At 55.8% G+C, this 11,744-nt stretch carries 11 protein-coding genes; 4 read left to right on the forward strand and 7 right to left on the reverse strand.

All coding sequences use genetic code 11. The features are described 5' to 3' along the window. Window positions 1-13: 13 nt before the first annotated feature. From GVI59_RS15785 to GVI59_RS15795, 3 genes are read right to left on the reverse strand one after another with little or no spacing between them, the layout of a single operon-like run. Window positions 14-208 carry a DUF1656 domain-containing protein gene (locus tag GVI59_RS15785; protein ID WP_010667513.1) on the reverse strand — a complete coding sequence of 65 codons (195 nt, stop codon included), beginning with the start codon at window positions 206-208 and terminating at the stop codon, window positions 14-16. Beyond that, window positions 208-2,475: an FUSC family protein gene (locus tag GVI59_RS15790; RefSeq protein WP_173575053.1), complete on the reverse strand. Its 2,268-nt coding sequence runs from the start codon at window positions 2,473-2,475 to the stop codon at window positions 208-210. Before GVI59_RS15790 ends, GVI59_RS15785 begins: the two co-directional genes overlap by 1 nt. Next, window positions 2,472-2,999, reverse strand: coding sequence for a MarR family transcriptional regulator (locus GVI59_RS15795; protein WP_173575054.1), 528 nt, complete (start codon window positions 2,997-2,999; stop codon window positions 2,472-2,474). Before GVI59_RS15795 ends, GVI59_RS15790 begins: the two co-directional genes overlap by 4 nt. A gap of 267 nt (window positions 3,000-3,266) precedes the next feature. On the opposite strand from GVI59_RS15795, the gene GVI59_RS15800 reads away from it, so the two are divergent. From GVI59_RS15800 to GVI59_RS15815, 4 genes are all read left to right on the forward strand, one after another. Continuing rightward, a complete protein-coding gene (locus tag GVI59_RS15800) occupies window positions 3,267-3,848 on the forward strand; it encodes a TetR/AcrR family transcriptional regulator (RefSeq protein WP_173575055.1) in 582 nt (193 codons plus the stop codon). A 1-nt stretch (window position 3,849) separates the two neighbouring features. Further along, window positions 3,850-4,179: a DMT family transporter gene (locus GVI59_RS15805; RefSeq protein ID WP_173575056.1), complete on the forward strand. Its 330-nt coding sequence runs from the start codon at window positions 3,850-3,852 to the stop codon at window positions 4,177-4,179. A gap of 171 nt (window positions 4,180-4,350) precedes the next feature. Continuing rightward, a complete protein-coding gene (locus GVI59_RS15810; RefSeq protein WP_277876419.1) occupies window positions 4,351-6,627 on the forward strand; it encodes an efflux RND transporter permease subunit in 2,277 nt (758 codons plus the stop codon). Next, window positions 6,620-8,077, forward strand: coding sequence for an efflux transporter outer membrane subunit (locus GVI59_RS15815; RefSeq protein ID WP_242013162.1), 1,458 nt, complete (start codon window positions 6,620-6,622; stop codon window positions 8,075-8,077). Before GVI59_RS15810 ends, GVI59_RS15815 begins: the two co-directional genes overlap by 8 nt. Window positions 8,078-8,180: 103 nt before the next feature. On the opposite strand, the gene GVI59_RS15820 is transcribed toward GVI59_RS15815, so the two are convergent. From GVI59_RS15820 to GVI59_RS15835, 4 genes are all read right to left on the reverse strand, one after another. Next, the gene (locus GVI59_RS15820; RefSeq protein ID WP_173575058.1) at window positions 8,181-8,630 is read right to left on the reverse strand and encodes a cupin domain-containing protein; all 450 of its coding nucleotides are present in this window, start codon (window positions 8,628-8,630) and stop codon (window positions 8,181-8,183) included. Window positions 8,631-8,755: 125 nt separating this feature from the next. Beyond that, window positions 8,756-9,904 carry a GNAT family N-acetyltransferase gene (locus tag GVI59_RS15825; RefSeq protein ID WP_173575059.1) on the reverse strand — a complete coding sequence of 383 codons (1,149 nt, stop codon included), beginning with the start codon at window positions 9,902-9,904 and terminating at the stop codon, window positions 8,756-8,758. Then, complete coding sequence (locus GVI59_RS15830) at window positions 9,904-10,368, reverse strand: RidA family protein (protein WP_173575060.1); 465 nt, start codon at window positions 10,366-10,368, stop codon at window positions 9,904-9,906. The genes GVI59_RS15825 and GVI59_RS15830 overlap by 1 nt, the downstream gene beginning before the upstream one ends. A 212-nt stretch (window positions 10,369-10,580) precedes the next feature. Then, the gene (locus GVI59_RS15835; protein ID WP_173575061.1) at window positions 10,581-11,612 is read right to left on the reverse strand and encodes a hypothetical protein; all 1,032 of its coding nucleotides are present in this window, start codon (window positions 11,610-11,612) and stop codon (window positions 10,581-10,583) included. Between the last annotated feature and the right edge of the window lie 132 nt (window positions 11,613-11,744).

Genomic DNA, 11,744 nt, shown 5'->3' on the forward strand with positions numbered 1-11,744 from the left:
TGAGACGCGTGAATCAGACGTAGAGGATGAGCAGACACAGTACGCAGGTGTACAGGGCGACTTCGAACAGCGCGAAGTGCCAGAACCAGCGCATGATTCCGCTCCACCAGAGGAGGAACCGGATAAACATTGTTACGGGCAGGGCCACCAGTGCGTAAACCACGATCGGCGCCATAAAAACACCGAACAGATTAAACTCGGTCAGCATCAGGCAGTTCTCGAAGCAGGTCGTTTTACACGAGGCATGATCAAGTGGCGTAAATCCGCGTGGGCGTGCGGATGGTCCGCCGCTTGTTGCATTGGGCCACCCTTATGAAAGAAACCGGGCGCGGCGTCGATAAGCTGGGCAGCCTGTACAAGACAGGCAGCCATGCGTCTGAGGGTGCCCAGCCCTCCTCCGAATGGCTGCATTTCCCGGTTTTCAGCGGAAACAGGGCTTTCACCAGCAACAGGCATGCCCGGCAAAAGCTGCATGGCGGCAGACCGGAGCGCAGCCGCTGTTGCCGATGGGTCACGCCTCAGCCCTTTTAACGACGCCAGCGCATTTTCCACGATTCGCTCCTGCTCCTGCGTGACGCTGCCTTCTTCCCGCAGCAGCCAGCGCAGCCGCATCACCGTCCGGCCCAGCGCCACGGCCGCCAGAGCCGCATCGGTCACCTGAAACACGCGGGCGCTTCCCTCCACGAAGGACAGCCTCTGCGTCATGCGCAACACACGCTGCATCTGCCGATATTCCCAACTGGGCCAGCTGACCTTGTAGCGCAGGGGAAGAGCAGCGAATCTCTGCACGGAGCGGCAGAGCGCCGAAATCAGTCGGGCGACATCCAGCCGTTGGTCAGCAGGAAGCACCACACGGAAGACCAGCACCAGCCCGACACAGCCGATCAACGTGGCGAACCAGGCGTTCATCATGGGAATATCGTGATACGGCACAGGGTTATCGACCTGCGTGATGACATTGAAAAACACCGCATATCCGAACCCGCGCACAGCATAGCGCGGATGAAACTGAATCCAGATACCTGGCAGCAGACAGACGAACAGGGAAAGCCAGAGCAACGGAAACCCGTCCGTCTGCGGCAGCAGGAACGTGCGAAAGATATAACAGGCCGGAATGGCCATCGCGGTTCCGGAGGCCAGAAGCCAGGAGGCTTTCGTTGCCGAAGGAGCGGTCGAGAGCAGGCAGGATGCGCAGATCAGATAAACCAGAGCACTCGGTCCTGCAGACCAGCGCAGGATATACCAGGTCAGGCACCCCATCAGTGTGACCAGCGCACCTCTTGCGAAGTTCCTGAGCGCTGCAGGCCATTCGACCAGCGGCAGCAGACGGACTCCTTTTTCGTGCCAGGCCACGTCGGAGAGATTGTCCACGGCCTGTCCGAGCTGCACGACAATATCGCGCTCCGTATCGACTGCCGCCAGACCAGCCAGATCCGGCGCTTCCCGCGCCAACACTTCCAGCTCCCCGATGGCAAGCCTGATCCTGTCGCGAATCAGGGCTGCATCTCCATGAAGCAGCGTCTCCATCGGCATGTCAGCCAGTTCACCAATCAGACGCCCGGAAATACGACGGGCTTCACGCACATGCCCCGCATCGTCGGGCGGGATGGCGCGCTGGGCGGCGTGATGGGCGCTGAGCAGTCCCATCAGTCGCCCCACCCCTTCATGCAGTGCGGCGGCACGACGATTGACCTGATAATCAACAGAGGAGGCATAATCGATCGCCTCGATAACAGCACCCGCCTGCGCCAGCAGACGGGCCCGTTCGCTGTAACTCGACGCATCCATCTCGCGGAACGCGCCGACCTGCCCCACATCGTCAGGCCGCGGTTCGTCGCTCTGCAATTCGGCTTTAGAAAGCCGCACGAACTGGCCAAGCACATCACGCAGAAACTGCTCGATCCGATCCGTGGCCGTATTGGGGCTTTTCAGGGTGGTGATCTGAAACACGAAAGCCGTGCTGACGATACCGATAACCACAACCGACAGCCGCGACATCGCGCTTTCAAAGATGCGATCCGGATCAACGAACGCGCTCGTCGAGATGATAATGATCGTATAGCCGGTCAGAACAGCAGCATAGGCTCTATAAAAGCGCAGAAGGGTCGCCACACAGCACGCCATCCCGACCAGCAGGGAGAGCCCCCCGAAGAACAGTACCGGCTGCTGCGGGAAAGAGGCCATCAACGCAATGCCCAGCGTCGTCCCGGCCAATGTTCCGGCGATACGCCAGATACTTTTGGAGATCAGGGCGCCCGGTGTCGGATTGGCCACGATCAGCACGGTGGTCACGGCTGAAATCGGGTTTTCCAGCATCAGGAAACCAGCCAGCCACAGAGCCAGCCCGATCGCGAAGAACACGCGTGTCGCATACAGAACAGTCGGACTCAGGCGGCTCCATTCCTGCCGCCATTCGCGCAGCAGATCACCCGGAACGCTTCTCACTTCATCAATGACAGAAGCGGAGGCGCTCACGACTCACCCGCCACCCGGTCCGGAGATTTAGAGCTGCCTTCGACTGAAGCACGATCATGGCCCCTGCCCGACCAGACCTGATCGAAGACAGCTTCACATTCTTTCAGGGCGTCATCCGAAACGCCCTCCAGAAAACGGGCCGCGACGCCATCCGCCACACCGAGAACCGTTTCCCCCATTGCGACACCCGCATCGGTGAGTGTCACGAGTTTGGAGCGACGGTCATCCGGATCCGTGTCGCGATGAATCAGGCCACGGCGTTCAAGAACATCCAGCAACCTGACCAGAGACTGGGCTTCCACCAGCATGGCGCGCGCCAGATCCGTCTGGCGGACGGGCGCTGGAAGCACCCGCAGATAATAAAGAGGTCGCCAGGTGGCGTCCGTGAGGTCGAACTGACGCAGATCCAGATCGATTTCCCGCCGCCATTGGGTCGCCAGACGGACCAGTCGATAACTGAAACGACGCCTCAGAAGCCGTCTGGACTGATCGGCACCGCTGTTCTTTTGCGCCTGCTCGGACACCAGAAGCTTTCCCTGACCCAACAATTAGAAAACACACGAATAGTTCGCATGCTTATAATCAAATGACAGAAAGAAGCACCACTGACAAATGCGTCAATGGAATGGAGGCGTTGCAAGCGTCACAGCAAACGACAGCACAGAAGCGGCGGATACTGTGACCCGAATCCGCATGGCGCTTTCCCTCTCCGGAAGCACATACTCTGACTCCCGATGTTTCCGCATACTCAACCCTTTACAAACATACCGTCCAGACGGTATGTTTTGAGCATGACAAGAGCACCCAAGCGCACCAACAGACCCGAGGCCGTGAAAACCGACCTTCTGGACGCCGCCGCCCGCATTCTGACGGAACGTGGCATCCTGGCTTTCACGCTTGATCTGGTGGCGCGCGATGCCGGTGTCAGCAAAGGCGGCCTTCTTCATCACTTCGCCAACAAGAAGACTCTTCTGGACGGACTCTTCCTGCGGGAAATGGAGGCTTTCAGGGACGACATTCTCGCCTCCATGCAGAAAGACCCTGAGCCGAACGGACGTGCCGCCCGGGCCTATATCGGCATGGATCACATGGGAAACCGAGAAAAAGGCACGCCAGCGCTCCTGCGTCATCTGCTCGCGGTCATGCTGCTGGAACCACAACTGTGCAGTGAATGGACCCGGCATTACTGGGAGACCATCAGATCGACCGGTCTTTTCGACAACATGACGCCTTCGTTGCTTTTATCCTGTCTGGCTGCTGACGGACTGGCCATCTGGGATATTCTTGGAGCGGATATCATCGACAAAAAAAACAGAGAGCAACTTCATGCACTCATTGAGAAACTGACCAATTCTTCAAACACAGAATCCTAGAATGCTGGGATATCTCTGTATTGTCATTACCGTCATCTCCGAGGTGACAGCCACAGTCGCCATGAGAGAGGCGGACAATTTTACAAAAGTTATTCCAACTTCCCTGATGGTCGCTGGATACATATCGTCTTTTCTGTTTTTGTCTCTGGCGCTCAGGCTGCTGCCGATGGGCATTGTCTATGCCGGTTCTGCTGGCCTCGGAACCATATGCGCCAGTCTGGTGGGCTGGATACGATTTCACGAGCCAATAAGCTCACCATATTTCGTAGGTATTTTCTTTATCATATCTGGACTTTTTATTATCGGATATACCCGCACGCTACAGGGTTAAAGTATAAAAACATTCCGGCATCAGTTTTTCAAAAACAATTATTACAAATATTGTTTTTAATAAGCATCTACATATCAGTCTGATGACTTAAGAAATTATTAGCTTGCAGGACAGACCGACACCAAACGAACAGACTGAAAATCTCAGTGGAATCAGAGAATGTTTAATCACATGCGTTCAGAAACGATAATACGTTTCGTTCTTGTTCGCTACGGGGGAAAACCTGCCGTCGTGATTTCTGTTGCCATGGCCTCAGGGGGAGACGGGCTTGCATTGGGCAAAGCCCTCCACAGCGCCATGAAAACGGCAGCGGCAGGGCTGCCTGCGGGCATGAAACTGTTTCAGGTGGAAGACCAGAGTCTTGTCATACGTGAAGCCGTCAATACCTTTCTGATAAAATTTGCTGTTGCTCTCACCGTTGTTCTGCTGGTCGCGTTCATCAGTCTGGGTTGGCGTTCTGGAGTGATCGTCGCGCTTTCTGTACCTCTGACACTCTCTGCCGTGGCTCTCTACATGGGCGCGATGAACATCAGTCTGGACCGGATTTCTCTTGGTGCGCTCATCCTTTCTCTCGGATTGCTTGTGGATGATGCAATCATCAGCATCGAAGCCATGGTCGTTCAACTGGAAGCCGGTCACAATCGGGAGGATTCGGCCGCCTTTGCATGGACCCACACAGCTTTTCCCATGCTCACAGGCACGCTTCTGACAGTTGTGAGCTTTCTTCCGGTTGGTCTGGCTCATTCCACGACCGGTGAATATGCGGGCGAGATTTTCTGGGTCAGTGGCGCTGCGTTGATCTTCAGCTGGATTGTGGCGGTTATCTTCATTCCCTTTCTCGGGGTTCATCTTCTGTCAGAAGAAAGAGACGCTCGCTCTTTGGAAAAAACAAAGCAAAGCAGAACGGCTCTTATCGAAGCCAAACTGCATGTGCTCCTCGTCACAACATTGCGCCACAACCGCACGATTGCAGGAGGAACGATACTTGTTCTGTTCTTATCCGTAGCAGGTCTGTTTTTTGTCGATCAGCAGTTCTTTCCACAATCCGACCGTCCTGAACTCATTGTGGATGTAGCCATGCGCGCCGGCACGTCGATCGAACAGACGAGCAAACTGGCTGGCTATCTCGAGAAAAACCTGATCGGCCACTCTTCTCTCCATCATATGGAAACCCATATTGGTGATGGCGCACCGAGATTTTATCTACCTTATGGCCCGGCCACACCAAGCGCTTCTCACGCAACCCTTCTTCTTGTGGCACAGGATCTTCACGCGAGAGAGGATCTGATCAGAACAATCAATGCAATTCCGGTTCCTCCTGACGTAAACCTGCATGTTCAGCGTTTATCTCTTGGTCCGACTGCCGATTTTCCTGTCCAGTATCGGATCATCGGTCCTGATCCCTCTCAACTCCGCACCATTGCGCAGGACGTGGCAGCCATCCTGAGCAGAACAGGACAGGCTGTTGGTGTTCAGTCAGATTGGGGCAGCCGGACTCCCACGCTCACTTTTGATGCTGATCCGGACAGGCTGGCGCTTTTTCAGACAGATCGGGATGGCGTTGCGTCCCAGCTTCAGGCTGTCATTTCAGGAACCATCGCTGGAAATATCCCGAGCGGACAGAAAAGAATTCCGATCATCGTCCGTTCCGGAACACCCTTGCGGAATGATCCCGGCCAATGGAATGATATTCCAATCAGAACCGGAGTCGGCATGATGCCGCTTGGTCAGTTGGGGACCATCCGTCCAACAAGCGCCTTTCCCATTCTGTGGCAGAGAAATGGTGAACTGTGTCTGACAGTCCAGTCAGATGTTATTTCTAGTGTACAGCCAGCCGGCGTTGTCCAGAAAGCTGCTGCTGATATCGCCACACTCACCCACAAGCTGCCTGCCGGTTATCGCATCGAAATCGGCGGAGATGCTGAGCTTTCTGACACAGCCAATGATGCAATCTTTACACTCCTGCCTCTGACCGGCGGTCTGATGCTTCTGCTGCTGATGTTGCAGCTTCAGAATGTACCTCGTGCTTTTCTGGTTATTGCTTCAGCACCACTCGGACTGGTTGGCGCAGTGGCAGCATTGCTCGCTTTTCAGGCTCCTTTTGGATTTGTCGCGCTTCTCGGTCTGATCGCGCTCGCGGGCATGATCATGCGCAACACAATTCTGCTGGTCGATCAGATTCAGACAAACCATCAGGCTGGCATGTCGGCTGACGAAGCCGTCATTGCAGCAACCATGACACGCGCCCGTCCTGTCGTTCTTACGGCGCTTTCTGCAATCTTTGCGTTCATACCTTTGAGCTTCAATGTTTTCTGGGGCCCCATGGCGATCGTCATGATCGGAGGACTGATAGGCGGAACAGTGCTCACGCTGGTCGCCCTGCCGGCTGTTTATACACTCCTCTTTGATCGTTCCTCCCGTCAGATTCAGGATCTTCACCATGTCTGACCAGATCACAGTACTTCATCACATGCGATTGCTGTCAGTTCTGGCAGCCTGTCTGCTCTCCGGCTGCGCAATGGGACCAGATTTTACACCTCCTGATCCGCATTTGCCGCGTGTCTGGCAAAACGACTATCAATCCAGAAATACGAAATCTGCTGACCAAGAATGGTGGAAATCATTCAATGACCCGACCCTGAACAGCCTCATGGTGCAGGCCGGCCAAGGCAATCCGGACATAGCCATGTCTCTGGAACGGATCAGAGCGGCGCGTCTTCAAAGAGGAGCAGTCTCTGCAGAGGGGATGCCCACACTGGACGGACAGGCAGGTTTCAGCCGGGAACGGCTGGCTACGGCTGGCGTAGGACAGGTGCTGCAATCCCTTCTGGGACTTGAGTCGCGACAGTTTGGATCAGAACCGGAAGGTGTCGCATATTCAAATTACAGCATAGGCGGCGTCGCCTCGTGGGAACTTGATCTCTGGGGACGTCAACGTCGCATGAGGGAAGCGGCTAAAGCCGAATATTCTGCGGTCCAGGCTGACGCCGATGCCCTTCGGCTTTCTGTGGAATCAGAAATAGCGAGAACCTATTTTCAGTGGCGCAACACCAGAGACGATTTAACAAGAGCAGAAAAAATCCTTGAAACCAACAATACCCTTCTGGGCATTGCACAGACAGTCAGACAACGTGGTCTTCTGGCTTCTGTCGATCTGGATGACAGACTGACCGCCCAGAACACGGCTCTTGTCGAAAAAGACGCCCTCACAGCCAGACTTGGTTCACTGCATCGGGCGCTGGCTACTCTGGTTGCTGGCCGGCCAGACGCAGATCTCCCGGCTCTGGCTTTCTCTGCCCCCGTGCAGGATCTTGTCATTCCGGAAACGGTTGCTGGCGTTCCTTCTGAAATTGCGAGAAACCGTCCTGATATCCGTGCTGCTGAAGCACGCCTTCACACAGCAACAGCCCTGATCGGCGTCGCAAAGGCCGATTTCTATCCCAAACTCATGCTGACGGGCCAATTCACTCTTGATGCCCTGACCGTTGCCGAACTGGGCTGGAATGCCCGCAACACATCGTTCGGGCCATCACTTACCTTGCCTATTTTCAACGGTGGGCGTCTTTCCCGTCAGCTTGAACTGCGGCAATCTGCGGCCCGCAGCGCTGGCATCGCGTATCAGATTGCTGTTCTCAATGCATGGAAAGAGATTGAAGATCTTCTGGCGAACCGCCGATTTCTTCGGCAGAAATATGAAAGTCTTCTGATCGTTAATAACGAAAGGAAAGAACGGATCGTGGCGCTGACGGATCGTTACCGCCACGGAGATATCGCCAGAACTGATCTTCTGATGGCCATCCTGTCCGGTGATGAAACCCGGACAGATCTGGACCACACCCGCACGGCTCTTCTGGTCAATGAAGTGAACCTTAATGCCGCATTAGGTCGTTCTTCATGAACTTCTGAGGAGTATTGTTTAACACCACTGAATTCTGAAAATCACTTGAACACTTTGGAAATTACCGCCTTGTAAAAAGGCGGCATCCAAAACTTTTTCGTCCTCAATATTCCTTTTCCTGTCCCGGCAGCGGCACGGACGTGGGCTGGCCCTTGATACCGGCATAGACGAGCAGCACGACAGTCTTTTCGTCTCCGGCGACACCACGATGCGCGTCGTCAACGGACTCGGTAAACGCTTCTCCGGCATGGAAAGTCTTGTGAGCGCCGCTTTCCTTATCCTGAATGGTCAGAGCACCCTCCAGCACATATCCAGCATTCGGATAGGGGTGTTTATGCCAGGGAAGCGCCGCCTTTGGCGCAACCGTCAATCTGAGAACCGTCAGTTCCGGTGTGCCACTTGCGTAGGGCGCATAGGGCTTTCCGTTCCAGGAAGCCGTGGATTTAACAAGAATATCCGCTGATCCGCTTTTGGCTGTCTGAGCGTGCACAGGCGCAACAGCAGTCGCTGCAACACCAGCCAGAACGGGCAGCGACATCAAAAAACGCTTCATCAGTCCATCATCCTTCGCACTATTTTCCTGATCAGTCAGACTGCATAAAAAGATACAACACAGTCACACAGGATTTATAACGACGACACTAACGGATGGTCGGTCATGAAACGCCCGTTCTTTCTTCACGTTTTCTCGACGCGATAGGGCGACAGTTCACTGAGCGCGACCATCTCGCTCAACATGCCTGCGCGCTCGACCTCCAGAAACTCGGAGACAGCCTGTCGCAAACCCGAATGCTGGATATGGTGAACGGAATGCGTCAGGCTGGGCACATAACCACGCTGGATCTTGTGCTCGCCCTGCGCGCCAGCCTCCACGCGCGAGAGGCCCTGTTCGATGGCGAAATCAATCGCTCTGTAATAGCAGAGTTCAAAATGCAGAAATGGCCATTCTCCGACGCATCCCCAGTTGCGGCCATAGAGCGTGTCAGCGCCCAGCAGATTGAGCGCCCCCGCCACCGGCTGCCCTTCATGCTCGGCAATCATCAGCACGACCCGATCGCCCAGACGCTCCGACAGCAGAGAGAAAAACGCCCGTGTCAGATAGGCGCTTCCCCATTTTTTATCTACCGTGGACTGATAAAAAACGAAAAACGCATCCCACAATGCTTCAGTGATCCCGCTGCCGCGCACCGTGCGGAATGTCAGTCCGCACGCATTGGCGTCCCGCCTTTCACGTCGGATCGTCTTACGCTTGCGCGATGAAAGCGCTTCGAGAAATCCCTCAAAATCCTGATAACCGCGATTGTGCCAGTGATATTGCAGTCCCAGACGCTGCAACCAGCCGTCCCCGCCGAGCGTCTCGTACTCCGCTTCCGTGCAGAACGTGACATGCGCGGACGAGAGATCCATCTCGCCACAGACCTGCACCAGCGCCTGTCCCAGCACGGACATTGTTCCATCAGGCGCATCGGGTTTGACGAGAAGTCGCGGTCCGGGCACCGGAGAAAAGGGAACAGCGACCTGTAGCTTGGGATAATAGGCGCCTCCGGCTGCCTCGAACGCCCGCGCCCAGCCGTGATCGAAGACATACTCGCCATAGGAGTGCGCCTTCAGATAGGCAGGAGCCACGGCGACCAGCCGACCGGTCTCATCATTCAGAGCGACATGACGCGGCAGCCAGCCGGTAGAGGGTGTGGCCGAACCACTATCCTCCACGGCTGACAGAAAGGCATGGCTGACGAACGGATTCCCCTCTCCCGCGCAGGCGTCCCACTCTTCAGCGGGAATGGCCGCAATCCGGTCATGCAGGGAAACCGTCCATCCAGACATCAGCCGACCTCGAACAGCCCTTCGACTTCTACCGGCGCATCCAGCGGCAGGGATGGCACGCCGACCGTTGAACGTGCATGACGTCCGGCGTCGCCGAACACGGCCACCGCCAGATCGGACGCCCCGTTCATGACGCCTGCATGCGCCGTAAACTCGGGAGCACAGGAGATGAAGCCACCCAGACGCACAACGCGCTTCACTTTCGACAGATCGCCGATTTCCGCCTTGAGCTGCGCCAACACATTGATCAGGCAGTATTTTGCCGCTTCCGTACCAACATCCAGAGAAACGGCGGCGCCAAGCTTGCCTGTGGCGAGCAGTTTGCCGTCCTTCAATGGCAACTGACCGGACACGACAACCAGCGAGCCCGTGCGCACAGTGGCGACATAGTTCGCAACCGGAGCGGCAGGCGTGGGAAGTTCGATGCCAAGCGCGGCGAGGCGGGCTTCCGGAGTGTCACTCATGATGATGTCCCTTGCTTCTGTTTGATCCAGACGCGTGCAGGGTGCCGCTCATGAGTTCAGGGGGCAAGGTGCTTTTTACGCTGTATGACTGCCTCATCAGTTATTGTGTGGCCAGCGACCTGTCTGAACGACTTATGGCGACGAGCCTGCCAACGGGACATCGGAAAGGCATGTTCTCCACCGAGAATAATGACCAGCAAAACTGCGCTTCGTCAGGAATTGACCGGCAATAACGCCAGACATTCCCACGCACCCTTGTTGGGTGAATCAAGCGCGATGCTCCGCTGCGGCGTGGCGAGAAGAAAACCACGGCTGGACGAAATGGTCACGGACAGGCCGGGACAAGACCATTTCTCCCCAGGACCGACCTTGCTGCCGGAAGGATCGACTGTAAATCGCTCTCCGTCAGGCGCTACCGCCCCGAGCATGACTGCACCATTCCGTAAAACCAGAAGCTCCAGTCTGCCATCGATTCGGACATAAACCCCAAACCCGTGGGCTTGTCGTCGTGCGATCACCGGCAACAGTCCGTTATCGGACCAGAAAGCCCGGGAGCCATGAAAATTCCGGTTCTGCATATCCCATGCGAGCAGATAGCCATGATCGGTGACGAGTTGAAAATCTCCTGTATGCAGCGCGACCGGAAGAGGCGCATCCCCTCCTGCCTCAGGAGAGATTGTCCGGTGTTTCAGAAAATTCGTGAGTTTGCTTGCCAGACTGACCGCTTCATCGGCGTAACCACGGACGGCCAGCATGAAATACAGAATGCCATTGGCCCCATGATTATGATAAATTTCACCAGCGCGTCTGTGCCTGTCAATCTGTGGCGAAACGATCATGCGATAACAGAGCAGCGGATGCTTGCGGACACACCGATGTAGCCGGGAGGCGATATTGCTCGGGTGAGACCGGCGTATCCGTGAGAGCAACGTAGCTGTCGCAGCGGGCGTGTCTTCCGCGAGCGTATCGATCACGCTCTTCATCGTGTCTGATCCGGCGATCGACACGCAGACAAGGTGGCCCGCATAGAACATTCGGACCGGCGTGGCGGATGGGAGCGCCGTAAGGATAAGCTGGGCGTGTTCCTCGTCCGTGCTCTCCGCCGGATCCCATGCAACAATGATGTTTCGGCACTCATCTTCCGGCTTGATGCCCATGCCGCGCATATGGGGTCTGAAATTCTCCTCCAGATAGCGTTGGGGGACGTTACATTCCTCGGGATCCAGCGAAAATTTGGGAGACATCGCCAGAACCGCATGAGCCCTGACGCGGATTTCTCACACTTGAGGCAATTTCGGGTCATTTTGTAGAATTCAGTCATCCCACAGGAGCCCGATCTGGAATATTGACGATATTCTGCTTCTGGCGGCGGGTTC

This window comes from Acetobacter sicerae (assembly GCF_011516765.1).
In the GTDB taxonomy this organism is placed as follows: domain Bacteria; phylum Pseudomonadota; class Alphaproteobacteria; order Acetobacterales; family Acetobacteraceae; genus Acetobacter; species Acetobacter sicerae.

Coding starts and splice junctions, on each gene's coding strand:
- GVI59_RS15785 (WP_010667513.1), bottom strand. CDS start 208: ATGCTGACCGAGTTTAATCTGTTCGGTGTTTTTATGGCGCCGATCGTG.
- GVI59_RS15800 (WP_173575055.1), top strand. CDS start 3,267: ATGACAAGAGCACCCAAGCGCACCAACAGACCCGAGGCCGTGAAAACC.
- GVI59_RS15805 (WP_173575056.1), top strand. CDS start 3,850: ATGCTGGGATATCTCTGTATTGTCATTACCGTCATCTCCGAGGTGACA.
- GVI59_RS15810 (WP_277876419.1), top strand. CDS start 4,351: ATGCGTTCAGAAACGATAATACGTTTCGTTCTTGTTCGCTACGGGGGA.
- GVI59_RS15815 (WP_242013162.1), top strand. CDS start 6,620: ATGTCTGACCAGATCACAGTACTTCATCACATGCGATTGCTGTCAGTT.
- GVI59_RS15820 (WP_173575058.1), bottom strand. CDS start 8,630: ATGAAGCGTTTTTTGATGTCGCTGCCCGTTCTGGCTGGTGTTGCAGCG.
- GVI59_RS15825 (WP_173575059.1), bottom strand. CDS start 9,904: ATGTCTGGATGGACGGTTTCCCTGCATGACCGGATTGCGGCCATTCCC.
- GVI59_RS15830 (WP_173575060.1), bottom strand. CDS start 10,368: ATGAGTGACACTCCGGAAGCCCGCCTCGCCGCGCTTGGCATCGAACTT.
- GVI59_RS15835 (WP_173575061.1), bottom strand. CDS start 11,612: ATGTCTCCCAAATTTTCGCTGGATCCCGAGGAATGTAACGTCCCCCAA.